The following is a 24,351-nucleotide window of genomic DNA, read 5'->3' as shown; positions in this document are numbered from 1 at the left end:
GAGTTTCAATCACCGTGATAGTTGCGCCGCGTGGGTAAAAAGTTTGTGCTCTGCGGGTTACCGGAATATTACTCAAACCCGGTTCTCTGCCAATTACGGGTCGGCCACGACGGCACGCTGAGCTGGGAAAATACGATACCGACCCGACCCGGTTAGCACATCTAGCCGTCGTCAATAGGTAGACAGATGAACGCGGAGTTAAATCTGCTTCTAAAGAGGCGTTTTTCGCCACATCCCGCGCCTATTGACGGAAATTCGATAGCCCACCTAGCGTCTACCCTGTTCGGTGTAGTCATCGGTGACGCCACTGCCAATTCAGTTGCACAACTCGCGCTATCCACGGGTCTGGCCCCGCTGAGACATGGGCCGTGCAGGAGGGAATCAGCAATGCCACAGCCGGAACAGCTACCCGGGCCCAACGCCGACATCTGGAACTGGCAACTGCAGGGATTGTGCCGCGGGGTCGACTCGTCGATGTTCTTCCACCCGGACGGCGAGCGGGGTCGCGCACGCATGCAGCGTGAGCAGCGCGCCAAGGAGATGTGCCGGCGTTGCCCGGTGATTGACGAGTGCCGCACCCACGCCCTGGACGTCGGCGAGCCCTACGGCGTGTGGGGTGGCCTCTCGGAGTCTGAGCGCGACATGCTGCTCAAGGGTTCGATCGGACGGGGACGCGGGATCCGCCGCACGGCCTGATCGCGGCCTATTCGCAGCAAGACGACGCAGGCCCGGGGTGCATTACGCCTCCGGGCCTGCGTTTTGCTCGCGGCCGGCCTGCGGCCGCTACCGCAGGGGCTCGCGGGCGCCCGCGTCAAAGTCCTTGAGCGCGGCAGACTTTCGCGCGAATGCCGCCAGTGCGGCAATCCCCGCCGCGGCAAGCGCTGCGACTCGCTTCACGCCGGCAGCCTATCGGGACCGGTCGGGGCTATCCGGTGGCGTCGGGGAGCTGGTACGCGAACGACTTCTGCTGACGTTGCTTCATCTTCTCCAGGCACTGGTGGTGCTTGCGGGCGTGATACGCCAGCGGGAAATAGGTGAGCCGGTCGGGCAGCACACGGTAGGCGGTGCGGATCGCGGTGTAACGCCGCGAGAGCTGGCGCTCCTCCTTCGCACTCCAGGTGACGCCGAGCTTCTCGCGCAGCCGAGGATCCAGCAACCCCACGATCGAGAGGTAGTTGAGCCGGATCGCAGGCAGCACCGACGCTCTTGCCAAGGGAGCCAACGCTTTCGGGAAGGCCGGCGGCAGGTCGACCTTGCCGGCCTGCAGATCGTGCATCAACTGCAGCGCCTGCGGCGTGCCCTGCAGCGTGTCGATCATCGCCTCGAAATAGTCGGTCATCTCCTGTTGCGTCTCGGGATAACCCCGCATCGGCACGTGCAGCAGGCGGGCCAGCCGGCGGTTGTCGCGCAGCAATTCCTGCTTCTCCGCGTCAGTGAATTCCCGGCCGATCAGCAGCCGGCCGGCCTGAGCATTGACGATGTAACCCGTGGCAATCACCCACTGGTAGGCCTCGGGGTTCAGCGCGCTGATCTGCTTACCGGTTGTCGCGCTCTTCATCGTGATCGGCTGGTGCATGGCGCGCACCCGGTCACCCTCGGCCCTGGCCTCGGTGCCGCCGTAGGTCCAGCGCAGCACCGAGTCGACGGAGCGAATCGCGCGTCCGCCCGGGTCACCGTGGAACGCAGCCGAGTATCGGCCGGTGATTTCGGCGATCACCGGATGCATGGCCTGCATCATGAACGCGGCGCCCTCGAGAATGAGGAACGTCCACCGCCCGGTGTGCTCGGCAGTCAGCGAGTCCGGCGGGACGAGCTCGATTTCCCCTGAATCTCCGGCATGCTGTTGGACGACCTGTTCCGTCACGGCAGTCATAAGTTCCCCCTTGTCAAGTCCCACAACAACGCTAATATGACCGTCAGGTCGCATTCAAGTCGCGTAAGGACTGCTCGTGAGCGCTACAAAGCCGAGTTCAGCGCGTCGCAAGGCGCCACAACAGCTGCGCTCCCGCGAGATGGTCGCAAAAATAGTGTCGGCCACGGCGTCGCTGCTGCGCGTCCACGCACCCGAACAGATCACCACCAATCTGATCGCCGACCAGGCCGGGGTCAGCAAGGGATCGATCTATCAGTACTTCGAGAACAAAGAACAGATAATCAACGCGGCGATCGAACAGCTGGTTGGCGAGCAGTCACCCGCGATCGAGGCCATGCTCCGGGCGATCACGCTCGATCAGCCGGAATCGGCAATGGAGTCCTCGATCGACATCCTGATCGACTTCACCATCGCCAACCGCCGGTTGATCCGCTACCTCGCCGAACGTCCCGATCACGTCCGCACCTTCGACAACGTTTCCGGGCTCAACGCCACGCTGCTCGCGATGTCCACGCTGCACATGAATCATTACCGCAGCCAATACCGGGACGAGTTGAGTCCGAGTGCGTTGGCCTGGCTTTTCTTCAACATGGCGGTTGCGACCACGCTGCGCTACATCGAGTCCGACGACCCGATCCGATTGGAGGAATTGCGGGCCGGATTGAAGTTCGCCTCCACCGGATTGCTGGTCGGCGGGCGGGATAAGACGATGAGCACCTGAGCCCGTCAAGAAAGGACCCTTCAATGCCGAACGTCCACGTCCGAATGCTGGCCGCGATCTCCGCCGCCGCGACCGTCCTGCTGCCGGGCGGGCTTGACGTCGCCCGTGCACACGCTGCCCCGCTGCCGGAATTCTGCGTGCCGCCCAGCGTCGTCGACAACGTGTGCACCGCCCGACTCGTGTCGGTCACGGCCGATGCCGGCAACGGAACCATCACCGGAACACCGGTCGGGGGCGGAGCGGTGATTACCCTTGCAGGACAGGCGGATGCCTACCACAAGTCGGCGGGCTTCGGAGGTGCGCGACCGGCCGCCGTGCAGCAGTGGGACGATGCGATCGACAGGGTGGCGAACCTCAGCGTCGACCCCTCCGACCCCAACTGGTATGCCAACGCCAAGGCCAAGGCGTTCCTGCCCAGAACCCTGAACGATCTGGCCGGTCAGTTTCCGCCGAACACCTTGATGGTCCGGTTCGCCCCGGATGACGCCCAGCCCGGCGCGTTCCACCTGTTGTTCATTCAGCCGACGCCGCGGTAGAGCCCGAAAATCTTGATAGTGGTTGATTTTCCCTTCACCGCGTGCGATCCGCGGTCGGTCAGTTCGGGCGGTCGCGAAGTCAGGGCCTCGGCGGTCTGACCGGTGAGAAGGATTGCGTCGCCGGTGATTTTAGTGAGTTGTTCAACGCGAGCTGCGACATTGACGGTGTCACCGATCAGGGTGAATTCAAGTTTTCCGCCACCTCCGATGGTGCCGGCGATGACCTCGCCGGTGTTGATCCCGATGCCGATCCGTAGCTCGGCGCCGAACCGGTCGCCGACGAGATCCTGGATCAGCACCGCGGCGGAAACCGCCGCATCTGCATGATCGGCAAGATCGTTGGGGGCGTTGAAGACTGCCAACGCACCGTCGCCGAGGAACTTGTTGACGTGCCCGCCGGCGTCGACCACGGCGGGTACGACCAGTTCGAACAGTGCATTGAGTCGAATGACGGTGTCCTCGGCGGTATTCGCGTCGGCGAACGAGGTGAATTCGCGGATGTCGATGAACATCACCGTCACTTCGCGGCGCTCACCGGAGAAGACATCGTCGCCCTGCTCGAGCAGTCGCGCCGCAAGTGTGGGGTCTACGTAGGTGCCGAACGCACCCTGAAGTCGTTGACGCTCAGCCAATCCCGCTTGCATGTGATTGAACGACGCTGCCAGCGTGCCAAGGTCGTCGTCCTGCACCACTGGCAACCGCCGGCTGAAGTCGCCGGCTGCAACACGTTTGGTGCCGTCGGCGAGTTCTCCGATGGGCCGCAGTGACGGAGCGAAAGCGGCGCCCACCGTCAACGGCACTCCGATGCCGAGCATCAACGCGCAACCGACCCCGACCCACAGCAGCGGCGGTTGGTGCGCTCCGTCGAATATCGCTGTCAGCATTGCGCTTTCGATCGCGAACGCCAGTGCCACGCCGAGCATGGATATCTGCGACCAGGTGGCGAAGGTCGGCCGGGAACGCGGCAGCGAGTCGCCGATGCCGGTGCCACCGATCAGGGCGACACGTACCGGTCGCATCACCGCCACTACCAGACTGTGCACGCCGATCAACTGGCACGGACCCTGAATGGTGGCGCCCACGATCGCATACTGAACCAGTCTGGACGGACTGGCTCCGGCGACGGTTCCCACCGTCGCCGACATCGCTGCGGCCAGAATCGCATTGACGATCACCCACCGCAGTGGCGCTTTGCGGCCCCAGTCGTAGGTGGCCTGCAACGTTGCAGCGCGATCGATTTCGGATCCGGCGGCTTGGCGCTCGACATCCCGCCAGATGCCCCGGCCGGGTGGACCCAGCAGGCAGACCAGGATGAGCACGGCGATCACGGTGAGTCCGGCCGCTTCCAGGTACCGGGTGGACTTCTCGAAGGCCACGATGACAAAGGCCAGCAGCAGGTAGATCGGGAGAGCCAGCGCCACAACCAATCCGGCCAGCACCCATGAGTACCGTGCGCCGTGACGGTCCCACGCCGCCTGCAGGATGCGGTCCATTGCGCGAGACTAGACGGCCCGGCGCGCACGAGAAGACGCAAAGGCTCCCGCACGCTCAGCGTGTCGGGAGCTTTTGCGTCTGTTCGCGCTAGTGGTGGTGTCCGTGGCCGTGGCCGTGGCCGTCGTCGGCGGCCTCGGCCGGCTTCTCGACGACCGCGGTCTCGGTGGACAGCACCATCCGGGCCACCGAGGACGCGTTGAGTACCGCCGAGCGGGTCACCTTGACCGGGTCGACGATGCCGTCGGCCGCGAGATCGCCGTAGGTGCGGCTCGCGGCGTTCAGGCCCTGCCCGTTGGGCAGCTCGCTGACCTTGTTGACCGCGACCGCGCCATCGAGCCCGGCATTGGTGGCGATCCAGAACAGCGGGGCGGCCAGCGCCTGGGAGAACACGTCGACACCCAGTTTCTCGTCATCGCTGAGCTCGTCGCGCAGCGAGGAGAGCACGTGGCGGGCCTGGATCAGCGCCGAGCCACCGCCGGCGACGATGCCTTCTTCGACAGCGGCCTTGGCCGCGGCCACCGCGTCCTCGACGCTTTCCTTGCGCTCCTTCAGAGCCGTCTCGGTGGCTGCACCGACCTTGATCACCGCCACGCCGCCGGCCAGCTTGGCCAGCCGCTCCTGCAGCTTCTCCCGGTCCCAATCGGAGTCGCTGGCCTCGATCTCGGCCCGCAGGTGCTTGATGCGGTTGGCGACCGCGTCCTTGGTTCCGCCGCCGTCGACGATGACGGTGTCGTCTTTGTTGACCACCACGCGCCGCGCGGTGCCCAGCACGTCGAGGCCGACCTCGCGCAGCAGCAGACCGGTGTCGGGGTTGACCACCTCGCCGCCGGTCACGATCGCCAGGTCCTGCAGGAAGGCCTTGCGACGGTCGCCGAAGTACGGCGCCTTGACCGCGACCGCCTTGAGCGTCTTGCGGATGGAGTTGACCACCAGTGTGGCCAGCGCCTCACCCTCGACGTCCTCGGCGATGATCACCAGCGGCTTGCCCGCTTCGGCGACCTTCTCCAGCACCGGCAGCAGGTCGGGCAGCGAGCTGATCTTGTCCTGGTGCAACAGGATCAGCGGGTCGTCCAGCACGGCTTCCTGGGAGTCGAAGTCGGTGACGAAGTAGGCCGACAGGAAACCCTTGTCGAAGCCCACGCCCTCGGTGAACTCCAGCTCGGTGTTCAGCGTGGAGGATTCCTCGACGCTGACGACGCCGTCGGCGCCGACCTTGGTCATCGCCTCGCCGACCAACTCGCCGAGCTGCTCGTCGCGCGACGAGACGGTCGCCACCTGAGCGATGGCGTCCTTGCCGGACACCGGGGTGGCCGCGGCCAGCAACGCCTCGGAGACCGCGTCGGCGGCCTTGGAGATGCCCGACCCCAGCGCTATCGGGTTGGCACCGGCGGCAACCAGGCGCAGGCCGCCTTTGACCAGCGCCTGAGCCAGCACGGTCGCGGTGGTGGTGCCGTCGCCGGCGACGTCGTTGGTCTTGGTGGCCACCGACTTCACCAACTGGGCGCCCAGGTTTTCGAACGGGTCTTCCAGGTCAATCTCGCGGGCGACGGTGACGCCGTCGTTGGTCACCTGCGGCCCGCCGAAGGCTTTGGCCAGCACCACGTGGCGGCCGCCGGGGCCCAACGTGACCTTGACCGCGTCGGCGAGCTTGTTCACGCCCGCCTCCATGGCGCGACGCGCGGTCGCGTCGTACTCAATGATCTTGCTCATCAGGCTCCTTCCGCCCGGCGACGATGCGGGCCGCGAGGCCTGCTGAGGGAGCCGGGCAAGTCAAACTGCGTAACGCGTGCCGCCCCGGAAATCGCCCGTGCGAAACAGCACAGCGATCGCCGGGGCGGGACACGGTGTCTTACTTGGAAACGACAGCCAGCACGTCGCGTGCCGACAGGATGAGGTACTCCTCGCCGCCGTACTTGATCTCGGTGCCGCCGTACTTGCTGTAAATCACGGTGTCACCCTCGGAGACGTCGAGCGGGATCCGCTTTTCGCCGTCCTCGTCCCACCGGCCGGGGCCGACTGCGACGACGGTGCCCTCTTGGGGCTTCTCCTTGGCGGTGTCAGGAATGACCAGACCGGACGCGGTCGTGGTCTCGGCCTCGTTGGCCTGTACGAGAATCTTGTCCTCGAGTGGCTTGATGTTGACCTTCGCCACGATTGGAGCCTCCACTATTCGAATCGGGTCCGGGACTCGTCGCCCCGGCCAGAGTTGGCGGTCGGTCCGGGGGGTGCCCGAACCGTCCGAATTACCAGGTGAAACGGCCTTCGTCCGTTGTCCATGCGCCGTCGTCGCGGGTGCCGACACAAGGGCTGTCCGACTGCCGCCTAGCACTCTATACGCGAGAGTGCTAGCACTCAAGGGCACCCCGGTGCTTCTTGCCGATCGGCGTGTCCGCGCTGAGCGAACATCAGCCGACCTGACCCTGGACCACCGGCAACCCCGGGTCACTGGCTGCGTCCAGCGGCGAAGGTAACGCACCCGCGGCCACCAGATGCGCGGCGAAGGAGGCGATCATCGCCCCGTTGTCGGTACACAACCGTGGGCGCGGGATCCGCAGCGTCAGACCAGCGGCCGCGCAACGCCGGGTGGCCAGCTCGCGCAGCCGCGAGTTGGCCGCCACGCCCCCGGCGATCAGCAGCGTCGACACGCCCAGCTCGCCGGCCGCCCGCACCGCCTTAAGGGTCAACACGTCGGCCACCGCTTCCTGAAATCCCGCGGCCACATCCGCGGCGACGAAGTCGGGAGTGCTCTCCACGTAGCGGGCGACGGCCGTCTTGAGACCAGAGAAGCTGAACGCATAGGGATCGTCACGCGGGCCGGTCATGCCGCGCGGAAACACCACCGCGGCCGGGTCCCCGGCGCGGGCCAGCTCGTCGAGCGCCCGGCCGCCCGGATAACCCAGCCCCAGCAGCCGCGCCACTTTGTCGTAGGCCTCACCCGCGGCGTCGTCGACGGTGCTGCCCAACTCGACGATGGGTTCGCCGAGCGAACGCACGTGCAGCAGGTGGGTGTGCCCCCCGGACACCAGCAGGGCCACTGACTCGGGCAGCGGACCGTGCTCGTAGACATCAGCGGCCAGGTGCCCGCCCAGGTGGTTGACGGCGTAGAAAGGCACCCCCCACGCGGCCGAATACGCTTTGGCCGCAGCAACTCCCACCAGCAGCGCACCCGCCAGCCCGGGACCGATGGTGGCCGCGACGATGTCGGGTTTGCGCACCCCCGCGGTGGCCAGTGCGCGGCGCATCGCCGGCCCGAGAGCTTCCAGATGCGCGCGGGATGCGATCTCGGGAACCACCCCGCCGAACCGCACGTGCTCGTCGACGCTGGAGGCGACCTCGTCGGCCAGCAGGTCCACCGTGCCGTCGGGGTGCAGTCGGGCGATCCCCACACCCGTTTCGTCGCAGGAGGTTTCGATGGCCAGAATGACTGTCACCGGGCGTCTCTCCGCATCGTGTAGGCATCGGCACCGCTGACCCGGTAGTAGCGCTTGCGCACGCCGATCTGGTGGAATCCCGCGCTGCGATACAACTCGAGCGCCGCCTCGTTGTCGGTGCGGACCTCCAGATAGACCACCCCGCCGTCGGCGTAGTCCAGCAGGTCGTCGAGCAACCTGCGCCCGATCCCGCGCCCCTGATAAGCCGGGTCCACGCCGATGGTGTGCACTTCGTACTCGAACGGGCGCACCCGGCCCAGCCGGGTGATCCCGGCATAGCCGACCAGCGTGTCGCCGCTGCGCGCGGCGACATAGTGGTTGGTCTTGCTGGCCAGTTCCCGCTCGAACGCGACGGCCGGCCATGGGTCGTCGCCGTCGAACAGCAGCGCCTCCAGTTCGGCACAGCGGCGGGCGTCGGCGCGGACCAACGGTCCCAGCACGATGTCGGCGATCATCCGCGGGCCGCCAACGGCTTGGCGTCGGGGCGGCGCAGGTACAGGGCCACCAGCGGCGCAGGTTCGGCGGACCAGTCGTCGACGGCGCGCGCCAGCCCGGCCGGCGACGGGTAGACGGGCTCGATCACCGGTAACCCGAACAGCGCCGCGTGCTCCGGTGAGCCGGCAACCGCACGCGCCGGGCCGGGCGCCACGTCAGCGGGCGCGGCGACGTCCGGTCCGTCGGTACGCACCCCGTCGCGGTACCGCGCCCAGTAGACCTCGCGCCGGCGGGCATCGGTGACCACCAGCGTCTCGCCCGTCGTCAACGTGCCGATCGCGTCCAGACTGCACACCCCGTGCACCGGGATGTCCAGCGCGTGGCCGTAGGCGGCGGCGGTGGCCATCCCGGCCCGCAACCCGGTGAACGGCCCGGGCCCGCAGCCCACCACCACCGCAGCCAGGTCCCCCATGGTCAGGCCCGTATCATTAAGTGCTGCAACGACATTGGGTGTCAGGCGTTCGGCGTGCGCGCGGGGGTCGACGGTGACCCGCTCGGCCAGCGTGACGAGGCCGTCCACGCGGACCACTCCGGCGGTGACCGCGGGGGTGGAGGTGTCCAGAGTCAGGACGATCATGTGCGGACCCACTCCCAGGTCGCGATCCGCACGTCGGAATGGGTGATGCGCTCCAGCCGGATGTCGAGGTGACGCTCGGCCAGCCGTTCCACCAGCCCCTCACCCCACTCCACCACCACGACGGCATCCTCGAGATCGGTGTCGAGGTCCAGTGAATCGAGCTCCGCGAGCAGGTCGGCACCCGGGGTGTCCAGCAGCCGGTAGACGTCCACGTGGATCATCGCCGGCTTGCCCGCCGTCCGCGCCGGGTGTACCCGCGCCAGCACGAAGGTCGGCGAGGTCACCGGACCGTCGACGTCCAGCACCTCGGCAATTCCCTTGGCCAGCACCGTTTTTCCAGCACCCAACGGCCCGGAGAGCACCACCACGTCACCGGCCCGCAGCGCTGCACCGAGCCGGGACCCCAGCGCCATGGTGTCTTCGGGCCGCTCCAAGGTGGCGGTGCCGGAAGAAGTCAAGCTGCCGCCTCGCGGTAGCTGCGGATGATGCGTCCCCGGATGCCGGTGACCACCTCGTAATGGATGGTGCCGACCAGGTCGGCCCAGTCCTGCGCGGTGGGCTCGCCGTCGGCGCCGGGTCCGAAGACGATCGCCTCGTCGCCTTCGGTGACATCGGGCCGGCCCGGGCCGAGGTCGACGACGAACTGGTCCATGCAGATCCGTCCGACCCCGGGTCGACGACGCCCGTTGATCGACACCTCCAGGCGATTGCCCAGCGACCGGATCACCCCGTCGGCGTAGCCGATCGGCAGCAGCGCGAGGTTGGTGTCACGCGGCGCTATCCAGGTGTGCCCGTAGGACACGCCCTCCCCCGCCTTGACCGACTTCACCAGCGCCACCGGGCATTTCACTGTCATCGCCGGGACCAGGCCCAGGTCGCCCAGCGCCGGCACCGGGCTCAGGCCGTACACCGCGATACCCGGTCGCACCAGGTCGAACGCCAGGTCGGGTCGGACCATCGTTGCCGACGAGTTCGACAGGTGCGCCACCTCGAAGTGCACCCGTTGCTCGCGGGCGTAGGCCAGCATGTCGCGGAACCGCTGCGCCTGCACGTCGTTGATCGCCTCATCGGGGGCGTCGGCGTACACCAGGTGCGACATCAGCCCCCGCGCCCGGATCTGCTCGTCGGCCACGGCCTGGCGCAACGCGGTCAGCAGCGCCGGATATTCGGCCGGGGCCACGCCGTTGCGGTTCAGTCCGGTGTCCACCTTGACGGTGACGGTGGCCGGCGTACCGGTGCGGCGCACCGCGTCGAGCAGTCTCGCGAATTGGGCCGCCGAGGACACCGCGATCTCCACGTCAGCGGCCAGCGCCGGCCCGAAATCGAGGCCGGGCGGATGCAGCCACGCCAGAATCGGTCCGGCGACGCCGTCGGCGCGCAGCGCCAGCGCCTCGTCGACGGTGGCGACGCCGAGTTCGGTGGCTCCGGCAGCCTGCGCGGCATACGCGACCCGGGTGGCGCCATGGCCATAACCGTCGGCTTTGACGACCGCCATGACCTGCGCGTTACCCGCATGCTCGCGTAACACTGCCACGTTGTGCTGGATGGCACCCAGGTCGACGACGGCCTCGGCGAGGAGACCCGGCGTCAGGGAGGTCGGAGATGCGGCCACGGGCGCCATTGTCCCAAACGTGCGATCCCTAGTGCGCGAAGTGCTCGGCCTCGTAGTGCCCGCCCGGCTTGAGCTTGTCCAGATTGCCCAGCGCGGTGACGGCGTCGTCGTGCAGGGAGCGTGCCAGGTCGGCGGACAGCCCCTCCCGTACCACGATGCGCAGCACGGACACGTTGGTGGCGTTGTCCGGCATCGTGTAGGCCGGCACCTGCCAGCCGAACGTGCGCAGCTCGTGCGAGACGTCGAACTCGGTGTAGCCGCGGTCCTTGGCCAGCCGGAACGCAACGACCGGGATCGCCGTGCCGTCGGAGATCAGCTCGGCGTGTTCCCCGACCCGCAGCTGCTCACCCAGCCAGCGGGCCGTCGCCGACAACGACTGCATGACTTTGGTGTATCCGTCGCGACCCAGCCGCAGGAAGTTGTAGTACTGGCCGACCACCTGATTGCCCGGCCGGGAGAAGTTCAGCGTGAACGTCGGCATGTCGCCGCCGAGATAATTCACCCGGAACACCAGGTCCTCCGGCAGGTGCTCGGCGCTGCGCCACACCACGAACCCGATGCCGGGATAGGTCAGGCCGTATTTGTGGCCGCTGACATTGATCGAGACCACTCTGGGCAGCCGGAAATCCCACTTCAGCTCGGGATGCAGGAAGGGCACCACGAAGCCGCCACTGGCGGCGTCCACGTGCACCGGCACGTCCACACCACCACCGGCGGCCAGCTTGTCCAGCGCCGCACAGATCTCCGCGACCGGCTCCAACTCCCCGGTGTAGGTGGTGCCCAGGATCGCGACCACCCCGATGGTGTCCTCGTCGACGGCGTCGATCACCTGCTCCGGGGTGATGACGTAGCGCCCCTCCTCCATCGGCAGATAACGCGGCTCGACGTCGAAGTAGCGACAGAACTTCTCCCACACCACCTGCACGTTGGAACCCATCACCAGGTTCGGGGTGCGCTTGCGCCAGTCCTTGCCGACCTTGGCCCGCCACCGCCATTTCAAGGCCAGCCCACCCAGCATCACCGCCTCGCTGGACCCGATGGTGGACACCCCGACCGCGCTGTTGGGGTCGTCATCGCGCAGGTTGTCGGCGTGGAACAGGTCGGCGACCATGCACACGCAACGCTGCTCGATGGCTGCCGTCGCCGGATATTCGTCCTTGTCGATCATGTTCTTGTCGAAGGTCTCGGCCATCAGCTTGCCGGCCTCGGGATCCATCCAGGTGGTGACGAAGGTGGCCAGGTTCAGCCGCGAGCTGCCGTCGAGCATCAGCTCGTCGTGGATGAAGCGGTAGGCGGCCTCGGGGTCCATCGACTCCTCGGGCAACCGCAGCGCCGGCACCGGCGCGGTGAACAGCCGGCCGGTGTAGGCCGGAGCGATCGAATGGGCAGGCACGGGCGGATGGGGCACGGCGGGACCTTTCGTCGGGTACTACAGGGAGGCCAGCGCGGCCCGGATGTGATGCAGAATTCGCGACGCCGACGTGGGTGCGTCACCCGGTCCCGGGTCGCCGGCCGACAGCGCCGCCGCCCGGGTGTGCACGAAAGCCCCGGCCGCGGCTGCCTCGGCCGGTGCCAATCCCGACGCCAGCAGCGCCCCGATGATCCCGGACAGCACGTCACCGGATCCGGCGGTGGCCGCCCAGGACTCCCCGGCCGGGTTCAGGTAAACCTGACCGCCGGGGTCCGCGATGACGGTGACGTTGCCTTTGAGCAGCACGGTGGCGCCGAACGCGTCGGCGAGTTTGCGCACCGCACCCACCCGGTCCTCGCCCGGGGGCGCCCCGGCCAACCGGGCGAACTCGCCGGCGTGTGGGGTCAGCACCGTCGGGGCTGTGCGGTTGGCCACCAGGTCGGGGTGGGCGGCCAGCATGGTCAGCCCGTCGGCGTCCACCAGCACCGGCAGGTCGGTATCGAGTGCGAACCACAACGCCCCGGCCGCCTCCGGTTCGGAGGTGCCCAGACCCGGCCCGACCACCCACGCCTGCACCCGTCCGGCGGCGGCGGGGGTGGAGGTGGCGATCACCTCCGGCCAGTGCGCGAGCACCTCGTGATTGGCGCTGCCGGCGTAACGGACCATGCCCGAGGTGGCGGCGACGGCCGCACCTGTGCAGAGCACGGCGGCACCCGGATAGGTGGCGGACCCGGCCATGATGCCGGTGACGCCTTGGCTGTACTTGTCGTCGCGGGCACCGGGAATGGGCCAGCGCGCAAGCACGTCGGTCGCCTCGAAACCCCGCACGTCGGTGTCGGGCAGGTCGAGTCCGATGTCGATCAGGGCGACGCGGCCGCAGTCGGCCAGCGCGTGCACCGGTTTGAGCCCGCCGAAGGTCACCGTGAGCGCGGCGTGCACGGCGGGTCCGGTGATCGCCCCGGTGGCCCCGTCGATGCCGCTGGGAATGTCGACGGCGACGACCGGGATCTGTGCGGCCTCGGCGAATACTCGCGCCGCATCCGGCCGCAACGCGCCCGAACCGGAGATGCCCACCACCCCGTCGATGACGAGATCGGTTGCAGCAGAGATATTTTCGACTATTCTGCCACCGGCTTTGCGGAACGCCGCCAGCCCATTGCGGTGGGTACGTTCGGGCTTGAGCAGCACCGCTTCGGCGGCTGCGCCGCGTCGCCGCAGGAAGGTCGCCGCCCACAGCGCGTCGCCCCCGTTGTCGCCGGAGCCGACGATCGCGCAGACGCGGCGACCGGCCACCCCGCCGGTGCGGGCCGTCAGTTCCCGGCTGATTTCGGTGGCCAGCCCATACGCGGCGCGCTTCATCAGAGCACCGTCAGGCAGGCTGGCCAGCAAGGGCGCTTCGGCCGCGCGGATCGCGTCAGCCGAATAGTAGTGCCGCACGCACCAAGGTTACGTTCGCGGGCGATCCGGGGATGCCGGCACCTCTTGTGCGCCCTCATTCGCCGCCTGGCGTCGCCGGAAGAATTCCCTGACCTGGGCCGGATCCCACGGGGCGCGTTTGCGTTCGCGGGCCATCGCGTAGAACGCCAGTCCGACCAGCAGCGCCGCGAAGTGGCCGATGGCGGTGAAACTGAGCTCGATGCGGTCCATCAGCAGCACCGGGAACCCGAAGATGAGCAGCAGCACGCTTAGATAACCCCAGCGCCAGGGCCGCGCGATCCGGTAGGTCAGCACACCCATCACACCGACCAGGAAGTAACTGACGCCGATATCGTGCGCACGCACCGACCGCTGCGAGGCCTCGTTCAGCTGGATCGCCAGATAGAGCAGACCTTCGCTGATGTACGTGGCCACGATGTGCGCGGTCAATCCCACTGTGAGCCAACGTAATTGACCTAGCCAACGCTCGGCCGGTGCCAGGAACAGGGTGAACAACAGCAGGTACGGTTCCAAGCTCCTGCCGTCGATCCAGAACAGACTGGAGAACAGCACGCCCAGCGGATCGGTGGCCAGGGCGTGGAGGTTGGTGTAGCGGTGCAGGAGTATGGAGTGCAGTTGGTGGCCGGTCAGCAGGTGTTGCACGATCGTGGTGACCGACAGCGCCATCAGCCAGCCGTAGGTCAGCGGCGCGCTGATCACGTAGTGCCACACCACGCGAACCAGTGCGCGCAGCCGCACCGAGGCCGACTTTGATGCCATGCCCCAACCTTAGTTACTGATCGAAGTCCGGCGCGGTGTGTCGCCACCAGCACGACACGTACAGCGTCATCGAGAACACCAGGATCACGATCACCCAGAGCACCACGGTGACGTCGACCCAGGCGCCGAAGGGGGGCGAGTCGGGCAGCGCGTTGCGCAGTGGTATCACCGCGAAAAGCATTGCGGCGAACCAGGTCGTCATCGGGGGTTGGAATTTTCGTCGGTCACGCGCGGTGGCGACCGACACGAACAGCGCGATGCCGGCCAGCGCGACCAGCACCCCCAGCAGGGCCACGGCCAGTGCCACGGTGCTCGGTGAGCGCTGCACCTGCACCCGGTACGGCGCGAACAGATCGCCGGTCCTGCCGCCCGGGGCCTGCACCTGCCAGCCGGGTAGACGATCGACGAAGCTCACCGACACCCGTTCCGGAATCTGCTCGGTGCCGCGGAACAGGTCGACCGAGATCGGACCCGAGTGGTAGCTGTCGAAAGGCCAGTCCGACACGTCGCCGTTGATGTTCAGCGACACCGGAACGACGCCGGGTTGCGTGCCTTTGGGCCAGGACCGCGTGGTGGGTGTGGCCGCCGACGTGACCGCGACGCTGAGATCCTCCTTCAGGTTGCCGGCGCGGTCCAGCAGCGCGGCTCCGGGCGCAACGGTCAGGTTGGCGGTCAACACGTTGCGGTAGGGCGCGATGCCTTCGACATCCATCGTCACCGTTGTCCCGTCGCCGGCCGGCGCTGCGCTGGTGACGGGATGCGGCGGCCCCATGCCGGTGACGGCATACAACGTCACCAGGCCGAGGTATGCGGCGACGAAGACCGCCACACCGGCGATGCCCCATCTCATCAGCAGCCGGCCCGGTTATTCGACGGTGACAGATTTCGCGAGATTGCGTGGCTTGTCCACGTCGTAGCCCCGCGCCTGGGCCACCGACGCCGCGAACACCTGCAGCGGGATCGTCGACAACAGTGGTTGCAAAAGCGTAGACACCGCGGGGATTTCGATCAGGTGGTCGGCGTAGGGCCGTACCGTCTCGTCACCTTCCTCGGCGATCACGATGGTCACCGCTCCGCGGGCCTGGATCTCGCGGATGTTGGACAGCAGCTTGGCGTGCAGCGTGGCCGACCCTTTCGGTGACGGCATCACCACGATGACCGGTAGGTCGTCCTCGATCAACGCGATCGGGCCGTGCTTGAGCTCGCCGGCCGCGAAGCCCTCGGCGTGCATGTAGGCCAGTTCCTTGAGCTTGAGTGCGCCTTCCAGCGCCACCGGGTAGCCGACGTGCCGGCCGAGGAACAACACCGTCGACGATTGCGCGAACCGGTGGGCCAGCGCGGAGACCGGCGCGGTGGCCGCGATCACCCGGGCCACCAGATTCGGCATCGCCTCGAGTTCGTGGTACTCGCGCTCGACCTCGTCCGGGTATTTGGTGCCCCGGGCCTGCGCCAGCGCCAGGCCGACCAGGTAGTTGGCGGTGACCTGCGCTAGGAAGGTCTTGGTGGAGGCGACGCCGATCTCCGGGCCGGCGCGGGTGTAGAGCACCGCGTCGCATTCCCGCGGGATCTGCGAGCCGTTGGTGTTGCAGACCGCCAGCACCTTGGCCTTCTGCTCCTTGGCGTGGCGGACGGCTTCCAGCGTGTCGGCGGTCTCACCGGACTGCGAGATCGCCACCACCAGCGTGCTGCGGTCCAGCACCGGGTCCCGGTACCGGAACTCGCTGGCCAGTTCCACCTCCACCGGCAACCTGGTCCAGTGCTCGATCGCATATTTCGCGAGCAGACCGGAGTGATAGGCGGTGCCGCAGGCGACCACGAACACCTTGTCGACCTCGCGCAGCTCCTGGTCGGACAGGCGCTGCTCGTCCAGCACGATCCGGTTGTCCACGAAATGCCCGAGCAGGGTGTCGGCTACCGCGGTGGGCTGCTCGGCGATCTCCTTGAGCATGAAGTACTCGTAGCCACCCTTTTCGGCGGCGGCCAGGTCCCAGTCGATGTGAAACTCGCGGGCGTTCGCGGTGTCGTCGTGACCGTAGAAGTCGAGGATCTGGTAGCCGTTCGTGGTGATCACCACGGCCTGGTCCTGACCCAGCTCGACGGCCTGGCGGGTGTGTTCGATGAATGCCGCCACATCCGATCCCACGAACATCTCGCCGTCGCCGATCCCGACCACCAGTGGGGTGGAGCGGCGGGCCGCCACGATGGTTCCGGGGTCGTCGGCGTTGGCGAACACCAGGGTGAAGTGGCCTTCGAGCCGGCGCAGCACCGACAGCACCGACGCGACGAAATCGCCGGCGGTCTCGCCGTGGTGAAAGGCGCGAGCCACCAGGTGCACCGCGACCTCGCTGTCGGTGTCGCTGGCGAATTCGACCCCGGCGGTTTCCAGTTCCTGGCGCAGTGAGGCGAAGTTCTCGATGATGCCGTTATGCACGACGGCGATGCGGCCGGCGGCGTCCCGGTGCGGGTGCGCGTTGCGGTCGGTGGGGCGGCCGTGGGTGGCCCACCGGGTGTGGCCCAGGCCGGCGGTGCCGCCCAGCTCGTCCGGTGCCATCCCGGCGATGGCGGCTTCCAGATTGGCCAGCTGACCGGCACGCCGGCGAACGGTGAGCTGGCCCTTGCCGTCCACCAGCGCGATGCCCGAGGAGTCGTATCCGCGGTACTCCATCCGGCGCAGTGCATTCATCACGACGTCGCAGGCAGGACCCTGCCCGACGTAACCGACGATTCCGCACATTCTGAACAGGGTAGTGCAGACCCGCCCACCGGGCCGTCGGCGCGGACCTGACCTGCGCCGATCTCACCGCAGAATTAACGCCCGGACTTCCCCGCCCAGCCCAGTGGACCAATCCGCCGACGCACGGCTAACGTCGACGGGTGGCCCGCACCCGCAAGCTATTCGCCGCTCTCAGCCGCCGTGGTCCGCACCGCGTATTGCGCGGTGACCTGGCTTTTGCCGGGCTGCCCGGGGTGGTCTACACCCCGGAGACCGGGTTGAACCTGGCCGGCATCGCCTTCGGCCACGACTGGCTCACCGGCAGCGCCAACTATTCGGGTCTGCTGGAACATCTGGCGTCGTGGGGCATCGTGTGCGGCGCGCCGGACACCCAGCGCGGCCTGGTGCCGTCGGTGATGAACTTGGCGTTCGACCTCGGTGTCGCGCTCGACATCATCTCCGGGGTGCGGTTGGGGCCGGGCAAGATCAGTGTCCACCCGACCAAGCTCGGTCTGGTGGGGCACGGTCTCGGGGCATCGGCCGCGGTGTTCGCCGCGGCCGGCCTGCCCACCAAACCCGCCGCGGTGGCGGCGCTGTTCCCCACGGTGACCGCGCCTGCCGCCGAGCAGCCGGCGGCCGGTCTGGACGTGCCGGGTCTGATCCTGGCCGCCCCGGACGACCCCACAACTCTGAATTCCAACGCTCTGGCGTTGTCCCAGGTGTGGGACGCTGCCACGCTACGCATCGTCAGCAAGTCCGACCCCGGCGGCGTGGTCGAGGGTCGGCGGCTGGCAAAGGCCGTCGGACTGCCCGGCTCGGATCGCAAGACCCAGCGCACAGTGCGGGCGCTGCTGACCGGCTACCTGTTGCACACGCTGACCGGCGACAAGACCTATCGCGACTTCGCCGACCCCGAGGTGCAGCTGCCCAAGACTCAGGAATTGGACCCCGAATCGCTGGACGTCACGTCCGAGGACAAGATCGCCGCACTATTGAAATGAGCACTATGCCAACTCCACATGACCTTTACCAGCGGTGGATCGGCGAGTTGTGGGCCGGCCAACCGGTAGCTGCCGACATCGTCTCCGACGACCTCGTGGGCCACTGGCCGGACCGGGAGATCCACGGACCGGCGGAGCTCGAAGCGATCGTCGGCGAGACCCGAAACATGTTGGCCGACTTGGCCTTCACCATCGAATTGGGTCCGCTGCGCGACGGGGATTTCGTGGCCGGCCGTTGGGTAGGCAGGGGCAGCGGGCCCGACGGTCCCGTCACGTTCACCGGCAACGACATCCTCAGACTCGCACCCGACGGGCAACGGTTCGAAGAGTACTGGACGGGTACGTCGGGCTGATGCGGATCGGCGTCGCCCTGGACTACAGCGGCGGTTTCCGCGACGGCGTGGACCGGGTGGTCGCCCTGGAGAAGGCCGGCATCGACATCGCGATGGTGGCCGAAGCGTACGCGTTCGACGCGATCAGTCAGCTGGGATATCTGGCGGCCAAAACCGAAACCGTCGAACTCGCCTCGGGCGTGCTTCCCATCTTCATCCGCACGCCCACCCTGTTGGCGATGACCGCCGCCGGACTGGACTATGTGTCCGACGGCCGATTCCACCTCGGCATCGGCACCTCCGGTCCGCAGGTGATCGAGGGATTCCACGGCGTCGAGTTCGACTCCCCGCTGGGCCGCACCCGCGAGGTAGTTGAGATCTGCCGGCAGGTGTGGCGCCGGGAGCGGGTGCAGCACGCCGGCAGGCACTACCAGATCCCGCTGCCGGCAGATCGCGGAACGGGGCTGGGAAAAGCCCTGCACTTGATCAATCATCCAGTGCGGGAACGTATTCCGATATCCATTGCGGCTCTGGGACCGAAGAACGTGGAGCTCACCGCGGAGATCGCCGACGGCTGGCAGCCGGTATTCTTCTATCCGGAACGGGCCGCCGAAGTGTGGGGCGCTTCGCTGGCGGCCGGCAACGCCAAACGCGATCCGGCGTTGGGCCCGCTGGATGTCATGGTCAGCACGTCGCTGGCGATCGGCGACGACGTCGACGACCGGCTGGCGTGGACCAAACCGCAGCTGGCTCTGTACATCGGCGGCATGGGTGCCAGGGGCCGCAACTTCTACCACAACCTGGCCACCCGGTACGGGTTCGGCGAGGTCGCCGACCGCATCCAGGAGTTGTACCTGGCCGGCCGCAAGCGTGCGGCGATCGACGCGGTGCCCGACGAGTTGGTCCGCGGGATCTCGCTGATCGGCCCGCGGGGATTCATCGCCGAGCGGTTGGCCGCCTTCGCTGCCGCCGGCGCGACCACGCTGCTGGTCCGACCGGTGACCGCGGATCCCGGTGAAGCGCTGCGCTATGTCGAAGAGCTGCTACAACTGCGTCCCTCCTGACTCGCTACTGCCCGGCCTGCGGCAGTTCGTTGGCGGCGATCTCGCAGGGCGTGGATCCGGACGTCGGCGCCTTCGGCGGTGGAGCGTTGGGGGGTGAATATGCCGGGGCGGGTTCGGCTGTTGGTAGCGGCTGGCTGGGTTGTGCCATCGGGGCAGGTTCGCCGACCGGCGGGTTGGCCGTCGCCTCCCCGAGGGTCTGCTTGCCGGGTTCCGGCGCCTCTGGGGCGTCGGTCTTGTCCTTGGTGTGCTTGTGGTCGGCGTCGCTGCCGGAATGGTCCTCCTCGTCGTCGAACCTGTGCTCTGGATCTGGCGGCTCACCCCCCAGCAGGCCGCCCATCTCCTGAATGATCCGGCTGGCGAGCCCGCCGAGTCTGCCCAGGCCGGCATCCCCGCCGAGTCCGCCGCCGCTTCCCAGACCCGCACCGCCCACGCCCAGCGGCGGGATCGAATCTGGTTGTGCTGGAATAGGATTCGGCGGTGATGCCGACTGCGTTGGCGCGCTTGCCGGTGCCGCGTACCCAGGCCCCCGGGCCGGCTCGACACTCGCGGGCGCCGTCAGGACGGTTGCCGGCTGCGCGCTGTGGGCGACCGGCCGCTGCGGCCGCGACGGCGGACTCGACGACGGCCCGAAATCGCCCGGAACCTCGAAATGTGCCGGCATCGCGGTGGCCAACCGGTCGGTGACCAGATCGAAGCATGCCGTTACCGCCGCCCGCGTCGACCGCATCGCCGCGACCCAGTCCTTGCCGATCACGGTGTCCACGTACGGCACGACCTGTTGGGTGATCACCTGCTGTGCGGCCGACTCACCGCCCGTGACCGCAGCGGCCGCCGCCAGCCAGGCGCGCCGCTGCGCCAGTGTGCGGTCGTCGATCGCGACGGCGGTGGCGACCTTCGCATCGACCAGTTGCCAGAGGTTGTCGCGCAACGACTCACAACGCTGGGCCGCTGCTCGGATCTCGGTTATCAGCGCGCCGGCGGTGTCGCAATGACGCTGCATGAACGCGACCGCCGCGTCGGCTCCCGGCCCCGTCCACGCTGTCGCCAGGGCGGTCACTTGGGCGCGCTGCTCGCGCAGGGCCTCGGTGAGCATCGCGTCCGCCGCCCGCAGCCGCGCGCAGTCGGCATCCAGCGCGTGCAGGTCGAGTCCGTCTTCGCTGTCGTACCAGTCGTGGATCTGAGTGGGGTGGGCGGTCAGCTCCGGATGCCGGTAGCCGACAACCTGGCTGGCGCGCACATAGGTCTGGGTGTGTTCGACGGCCGACCGTCCTTCGGCAAGGCGCCCGGCGACATCGAGCCGATCGGCCACAGTCAGGCGATCCGGGCCGCGGCGTACCGATCGGCGTCGAGGTAGCGCTCAGCACCCGAGCGCAGCGCGACGGCTATCTCCGTCGTTGCCCGCGACCACTGCGCAAGCTCCACGACCAGACGGTCCAGCGCAGCGCGCAACGCCTCGCCGCGGGCCGTGTGGGCTCTGCCGGCGCACGCACCTCCGAATGTCAACCGGGACAGATGATTTGCCGCCGCATTATCGATCAGTTCAGCCGCGGCAGTGATCCGCTCGGCGATCTGGCGCACCTCAGCGCTATCGAGTCTCATACTTACTTCGACGCCGCGGCGAGCGGCGCGGTTCCAGCAAAGTTTCAGCGGGCAGCGCTGACCGCGTCGGCCACCGTCGCGGCCAACCGCTGAGCGATCTCCTCATCGGCCGCCTCCACCATCACCCGGATCAGCGGCTCGGTTCCCGACGGACGCAACAGGATTCGCCCGGTGTCGCCGAGTTCGGCCTCGGCCTGCCGGACCGCTGTCTGTACCGTCGGTGCAGCCGCGGCGGTGGCCTTATCGGCGACCTCGACGTTGATCAGCACCTGCGGCAACGTCTGCATTGCCGACGCCAGGGCGGCCAGCGACGAGCCGGTCTGCACCATGCGCGTCATCAATCGCAGCCCGGTGACGATACCGTCGCCGGTGGAGCCCAGTGCCGGCATCACGATGTGGCCGGACTGCTCGCCGCCCAAGCTGTAATCGCCGGCCCGCAACTCTTCCAGGACGTAGCGGTCACCGACGCCGGTGGTGCGTACCGTCACCCCGGCCGCGCGCATCGCCAGGTGCAGCCCGAGGTTGCTCATCACCGTGGCCACCAAGGTGTCGGAGACCAGCTCACCGGCTTCTTTCATGGCCAGTGCCAGCACCACCATGATGGTGTCACCGTCGACGAGATCACCGTTGGCGTCCACGGCCAGGCAGCGGTCGGCGTCACCATCGTGGGCCAGGCCGAGGTCGGCGCGGTGTGCGGTGACAGCGGCGCGCAGCGATTCCAGGTGGGTGGACCCGCAGCCGTCGTTGATGTTCAGTCCGTTGGGGTCGGCATTGATCGCGATGACGCGGGCACCGGCCGCACGGTAGGCGCTGGGCGCCGCGGCGGAGGCCGCGCCGTGCGCACAGTCGACCACGACGGTCAGCCCGTCGAGCCGGCTGGTGCTGGCCTTCCCGACGTGGCGGAGGTAGCGGTCCACGGCATCCTGGGCGTCGACGACGCGCCCGATCCCCGCACCGACGGGTCGCAGCCCGGGTCCCGCGGCGACCAGGTTCTCGATCCGGTCTTCGGTCTCGTCGTCGAGCTTGTGGCCGCCTGGGCCGAAGATCTTGATGCCGTTGTCGGGCATCGGGTTGTGCGACGCCGAGATCATCACCCCGAAGTCGGCGTCGTAGGCGCCGGTCAGATAGGCCACCGCGGGGGTGGGAAGCACGCCGACGCGCAACGCGTCGACGCCCTCGCTGGTCAGGCCGGCGATGACAGCGGCTTCCAGCATTTCACCACTGGCCCTCGGGTCGCGCCCGATCACGGCTACCCGCCTGCCGGGGCCCGATGCGCTCGCCAGATGCCGCGCGGCGGCGGCGCCCAGCGCCAGTGCCAGTTCGGCGGTCAACTCGCGATTCGCGACTCCGCGGACGCCGTCAGTGCCGAATAATCGACCCATGCGGTCAAACCTCTCACAGTTGGCTCACCAGTGGTGAGCATGCACTCAATCACTGTTGGCTGCGAACGGGTGTCGTATGTCGGCGACACGCCGAGCGACACCCGCTCGCAGCCCAAAAAGTGATCGTCGATCAGCGCTTGCTGTACTGAGGCGCCTTGCGGGCCTTCTTCAGTCCGTACTTCTTGCGTTCGGTGGCACGGGGGTCACGGGTGAGGAAGCCGGCCTTCTTCAGGGACGGACGATCCTCCGGCGTGGCGATGATCAACGCGCGGGCAATGCCCAACCGCAGCGCGCCGGCCTGACCCGACGGGCCGCCGCCGTGCAGCAGTGCGTAGATGTCGTAGTTGTCCACCCGGTCCACGGTCACCAGCGGGGCCTTGATCAGCTGCTGGTGCACCTTGTTGGGGAAATAGTCCTCCAAGCTGCGGCCGTTGAGGTCGAACTTGCCGGTGCCAGGGACCAGGCGCACCCGCACCACAGCCTCCTTGCGGCGGCCGACGGTCTGGATCGGGCGTTCGAACACGAACGATTCGCCGGTGGCCGAACCCTCGACCGCGGCGTCGACCACCTCGGTGGTCTCGAAACTGGTTTCGGTCACTGCGCCACCTGCTTGATCTCGTACGGAACGGGCTGCTGAGCGGTGTGCGGGTGCTCCGGGCCCGCGTAGACGCGCAGCTTCTTCTGCACCTGGCGACTGAGCTTGTTCTTCGGCAGCATGCCGACGATCGCTTTCTCCACCACGCGGTCGGGGTGCTTCTGCAACAGCTCGCCGATGCTGCGCTTGCGCAGACCACCGGGGTAACCCGAGTGGCTGTAGGCCATCTTGCTCTGCAGTTTGTCGCCACTGATGGCGACCTTGTCGGCGTTTATGACGATGACGAAGTCACCACCATCGACGTTGGGCGCGAACGTCGGCTTGTGCTTGCCACGCAGCAGATTGGCTGCTGCGACAGCAAGGCGGCCAAGCACTACGTCCGTGGCGTCGATGACGTACCACGACCTGGTGGTGTCACCTGCCTTGGGCGCATAGGTAGGCACAGCGCTTACTCCTGTTTTCTCTGCGAGCCTGAGCTCGGGTTGGATCCCGGTGTGACCGGGGGCCGGTCCGGCGTGTGCGGGGATATGGTCTCGGCGACCGACGTAGACCCGAGAAATCCCTGGAAGCCCAGTACCCGGAGGCACCCGCACGCCAACGGTGCAGCTTACCGATGCGCATCCCCGCAGGTCAAAAGCGGCCCCAGCGGCCGGCTGCCCGACGGTCCGCGTGGGCCACGTCGTCGGCCCCCGCCCGGACCGCATTTCCCAACTCGACCAGTATCTGGTTCAACGCGGTGACCGCTTGGTGCCACCGGAGTTGCTCGGCCTGGTAGGCGGCGGCCGCCTCCCGCGTCCACAACTGTTGCAGGGGCGCGATCTGCGACCTCAACTCGTCGAGTGCGGCATTGAGCCGCACCGAGGTGGTGTGGATCTCCTGCCGGACCGAATGTTCGATGGCGGCGAAATTGTACGACAGCACCGAGTCCATGGCCTGCCTCCCCCGATCACAGATCTCCGCCGGCCGCGCCGATATGGCGGGCATGGTCGAGGCCGGCTTCGCGCAGGGTAGCTTCGCTGTTCCGGATGGTCTCGGCGATCTCGTGCAACACGTGATACAGCCGCATCGACTCGGCGTTCCAGCGGTCCACGACGTCTTTGAACCGCGCGGCGGCGAGCCCGCCCCACAGCGTCGGTGGCACGCTGCTCACCCGGCCGATGAAGGCGTGCAGCATCGACCGGATCTCTTCGTTGCGCGCGTCCGTGGTGGCGGCGACCGAGTGCATCAGGTCGAAATCGGTGTGCAGGGTGTCGGCACCCGTCGGTGTGCTCATCGTCTCTCTCCTTTCGCTATCTAGTTCGACTGCGGCCGAGCCCTTT

27 protein-coding genes are annotated in these 24,351 nt (G+C 67.8%); 6 read left to right on the top strand and 21 right to left on the bottom strand.

Annotated elements, in window-relative coordinates; genetic code table 11:
* Nucleotides 1–387 precede the first annotated feature (387 nt).
* Entirely contained in the window at nt 388–696 is a 309-nt protein-coding gene (locus tag AC5Y6Y_RS06700) for a WhiB family transcriptional regulator (RefSeq protein ID WP_463825907.1), read from the top strand.
* Between the two features lie 229 nt (nt 697–925).
* Here the strand turns inward: AC5Y6Y_RS06700 and AC5Y6Y_RS06695 are convergent, their stop codons facing one another.
* Entirely contained in the window at nt 926–1,873 is a 948-nt protein-coding gene (locus AC5Y6Y_RS06695; RefSeq protein WP_473139774.1) for an oxygenase MpaB family protein, read from the bottom strand.
* Nucleotides 1,874–2,012: 139 nt separating this feature from the next.
* On the opposite strand from AC5Y6Y_RS06695, the gene AC5Y6Y_RS06690 reads away from it, so the two are divergent.
* The gene (locus tag AC5Y6Y_RS06690; protein ID WP_463825992.1) at nt 2,013–2,594 is read left to right on the top strand and encodes a TetR/AcrR family transcriptional regulator; all 582 of its coding nucleotides are present in this window, start codon (nt 2,013–2,015) and stop codon (nt 2,592–2,594) included.
* Between the two features lie 23 nt (nt 2,595–2,617).
* A complete protein-coding gene (locus AC5Y6Y_RS06685) occupies nt 2,618–3,130 on the top strand; it encodes a hypothetical protein (RefSeq protein WP_473139775.1) in 513 nt (170 codons plus the stop codon).
* Here AC5Y6Y_RS06685 and AC5Y6Y_RS06680 read toward each other — a convergent pair.
* The 13 genes from AC5Y6Y_RS06680 to glmS all read right to left on the bottom strand — a co-directional run bounded on the left by AC5Y6Y_RS06680 (nt 3,112) and on the right by glmS (nt 17,080).
* Complete coding sequence (locus AC5Y6Y_RS06680) at nt 3,112–4,623, bottom strand: adenylate/guanylate cyclase domain-containing protein (RefSeq protein ID WP_473139776.1); 1,512 nt, start codon at nt 4,621–4,623, stop codon at nt 3,112–3,114. The genes AC5Y6Y_RS06685 and AC5Y6Y_RS06680 overlap by 19 nt on opposite strands.
* A gap of 88 nt (nt 4,624–4,711) precedes the next feature.
* Nucleotides 4,712–6,334, bottom strand: coding sequence for a chaperonin GroEL (gene groL, locus AC5Y6Y_RS06675; protein WP_463825903.1), 1,623 nt, complete (start codon nt 6,332–6,334; stop codon nt 4,712–4,714).
* Between the two features lie 139 nt (nt 6,335–6,473).
* Complete coding sequence (gene groES / locus AC5Y6Y_RS06670; RefSeq protein ID WP_085250279.1) at nt 6,474–6,776, bottom strand: co-chaperone GroES; 303 nt, start codon at nt 6,774–6,776, stop codon at nt 6,474–6,476.
* Nucleotides 6,777–7,029: 253 nt separating this feature from the next.
* Nucleotides 7,030–8,055 carry a tRNA (adenosine(37)-N6)-threonylcarbamoyltransferase complex transferase subunit TsaD gene (tsaD, locus tag AC5Y6Y_RS06665; RefSeq protein WP_473139777.1) on the bottom strand — a complete coding sequence of 342 codons (1,026 nt, stop codon included), beginning with the start codon at nt 8,053–8,055 and terminating at the stop codon, nt 7,030–7,032.
* Nucleotides 8,052–8,510: a ribosomal protein S18-alanine N-acetyltransferase gene (gene rimI, locus AC5Y6Y_RS06660; RefSeq protein WP_473139778.1), complete on the bottom strand. Its 459-nt coding sequence runs from the start codon at nt 8,508–8,510 to the stop codon at nt 8,052–8,054. The genes tsaD and rimI overlap by 4 nt, the downstream gene beginning before the upstream one ends.
* Entirely contained in the window at nt 8,507–9,127 is a 621-nt protein-coding gene (tsaB, locus tag AC5Y6Y_RS06655; protein WP_463825900.1) for a tRNA (adenosine(37)-N6)-threonylcarbamoyltransferase complex dimerization subunit type 1 TsaB, read from the bottom strand. Before tsaB ends, rimI begins: the two co-directional genes overlap by 4 nt.
* Nucleotides 9,124–9,540 (bottom strand): tRNA (adenosine(37)-N6)-threonylcarbamoyltransferase complex ATPase subunit type 1 TsaE, encoded by a 417-nt coding sequence (gene tsaE / locus AC5Y6Y_RS06650; RefSeq protein WP_473139804.1) that lies wholly within the window; start codon nt 9,538–9,540, stop codon nt 9,124–9,126. Before tsaE ends, tsaB begins: the two co-directional genes overlap by 4 nt.
* 41 nt (nt 9,541–9,581) lie before the next feature.
* Nucleotides 9,582–10,739 carry an alanine racemase gene (gene alr / locus AC5Y6Y_RS06645; RefSeq protein WP_473139779.1) on the bottom strand — a complete coding sequence of 386 codons (1,158 nt, stop codon included), beginning with the start codon at nt 10,737–10,739 and terminating at the stop codon, nt 9,582–9,584.
* Nucleotides 10,740–10,767: 28 nt separating this feature from the next.
* Nucleotides 10,768–12,147 carry a glutamate decarboxylase gene (gad, locus tag AC5Y6Y_RS06640; RefSeq protein WP_463825898.1) on the bottom strand — a complete coding sequence of 460 codons (1,380 nt, stop codon included), beginning with the start codon at nt 12,145–12,147 and terminating at the stop codon, nt 10,768–10,770.
* Between the two features lie 21 nt (nt 12,148–12,168).
* Entirely contained in the window at nt 12,169–13,587 is a 1,419-nt protein-coding gene (locus tag AC5Y6Y_RS06635; protein WP_473139780.1) for an NAD(P)H-hydrate dehydratase, read from the bottom strand.
* Nucleotides 13,588–13,596: 9 nt separating this feature from the next.
* On the bottom strand, nt 13,597–14,346 hold the full coding sequence (locus AC5Y6Y_RS06630; protein WP_473139781.1) for a rhomboid-like protein: 750 nt from the start codon (nt 14,344–14,346) through the stop codon (nt 13,597–13,599).
* 13 nt (nt 14,347–14,359) lie between these two features.
* Complete coding sequence (locus AC5Y6Y_RS06625) at nt 14,360–15,196, bottom strand: DUF4436 domain-containing protein (protein ID WP_473139782.1); 837 nt, start codon at nt 15,194–15,196, stop codon at nt 14,360–14,362.
* Between the two features lie 15 nt (nt 15,197–15,211).
* Entirely contained in the window at nt 15,212–17,080 is a 1,869-nt protein-coding gene (gene glmS, locus AC5Y6Y_RS06620) for a glutamine--fructose-6-phosphate transaminase (isomerizing) (RefSeq protein WP_463825894.1), read from the bottom strand.
* A 140-nt stretch (nt 17,081–17,220) separates the two neighbouring features.
* On the opposite strand from glmS, the gene AC5Y6Y_RS06615 reads away from it, so the two are divergent.
* Genes AC5Y6Y_RS06615 through AC5Y6Y_RS06605 form a run of 3 tightly spaced genes read left to right on the top strand, consistent with a single transcriptional unit; the run spans nt 17,221 to nt 19,456 of the window.
* Nucleotides 17,221–18,060 (top strand): dienelactone hydrolase family protein, encoded by an 840-nt coding sequence (locus AC5Y6Y_RS06615; protein ID WP_473139783.1) that lies wholly within the window; start codon nt 17,221–17,223, stop codon nt 18,058–18,060.
* Nucleotides 18,061–18,065: 5 nt separating this feature from the next.
* Nucleotides 18,066–18,413 carry a nuclear transport factor 2 family protein gene (locus tag AC5Y6Y_RS06610; protein WP_473139784.1) on the top strand — a complete coding sequence of 116 codons (348 nt, stop codon included), beginning with the start codon at nt 18,066–18,068 and terminating at the stop codon, nt 18,411–18,413.
* On the top strand, nt 18,413–19,456 hold the full coding sequence (locus tag AC5Y6Y_RS06605; RefSeq protein ID WP_463825891.1) for an LLM class F420-dependent oxidoreductase: 1,044 nt from the start codon (nt 18,413–18,415) through the stop codon (nt 19,454–19,456). The genes AC5Y6Y_RS06610 and AC5Y6Y_RS06605 overlap by 1 nt, the downstream gene beginning before the upstream one ends.
* Nucleotides 19,457–19,460: 4 nt before the next feature.
* Here the strand turns inward: AC5Y6Y_RS06605 and AC5Y6Y_RS06600 are convergent, their stop codons facing one another.
* The 7 genes from AC5Y6Y_RS06600 to AC5Y6Y_RS06570 all read right to left on the bottom strand — a co-directional run bounded on the left by AC5Y6Y_RS06600 (nt 19,461) and on the right by AC5Y6Y_RS06570 (nt 24,305).
* On the bottom strand, nt 19,461–20,765 hold the full coding sequence (locus tag AC5Y6Y_RS06600) for a hypothetical protein (RefSeq protein WP_473139785.1): 1,305 nt from the start codon (nt 20,763–20,765) through the stop codon (nt 19,461–19,463).
* 2 nt (nt 20,766–20,767) lie between these two features.
* Nucleotides 20,768–21,055: a type VII secretion target gene (locus AC5Y6Y_RS06595; RefSeq protein WP_473139786.1), complete on the bottom strand. Its 288-nt coding sequence runs from the start codon at nt 21,053–21,055 to the stop codon at nt 20,768–20,770.
* A gap of 44 nt (nt 21,056–21,099) precedes the next feature.
* A complete protein-coding gene (gene glmM, locus AC5Y6Y_RS06590; protein ID WP_463825888.1) occupies nt 21,100–22,437 on the bottom strand; it encodes a phosphoglucosamine mutase in 1,338 nt (445 codons plus the stop codon).
* A gap of 130 nt (nt 22,438–22,567) precedes the next feature.
* Nucleotides 22,568–23,005, bottom strand: coding sequence for a 30S ribosomal protein S9 (gene rpsI / locus AC5Y6Y_RS06585; RefSeq protein WP_463825990.1), 438 nt, complete (start codon nt 23,003–23,005; stop codon nt 22,568–22,570).
* 26 nt (nt 23,006–23,031) lie between these two features.
* Nucleotides 23,032–23,475, bottom strand: a complete 444-nt coding sequence (rplM, locus tag AC5Y6Y_RS06580; RefSeq protein WP_463825887.1) for a 50S ribosomal protein L13 — start codon at nt 23,473–23,475, stop codon at nt 23,032–23,034.
* Between the two features lie 187 nt (nt 23,476–23,662).
* Nucleotides 23,663–23,962, bottom strand: coding sequence for a WXG100 family type VII secretion target (locus AC5Y6Y_RS06575; RefSeq protein ID WP_473139787.1), 300 nt, complete (start codon nt 23,960–23,962; stop codon nt 23,663–23,665).
* Between the two features lie 16 nt (nt 23,963–23,978).
* On the bottom strand, nt 23,979–24,305 hold the full coding sequence (locus AC5Y6Y_RS06570) for a WXG100 family type VII secretion target (protein WP_473139788.1): 327 nt from the start codon (nt 24,303–24,305) through the stop codon (nt 23,979–23,981).
* Nucleotides 24,306–24,351: the final 46 nt, after the last annotated feature.

This window comes from Mycobacterium sp. NGS24 (genome assembly GCF_059813065.1).
The sequence above is the reverse complement of the archived record's forward strand: the minus strand, read 5'-3'. Positions and strand labels throughout refer to the sequence as shown.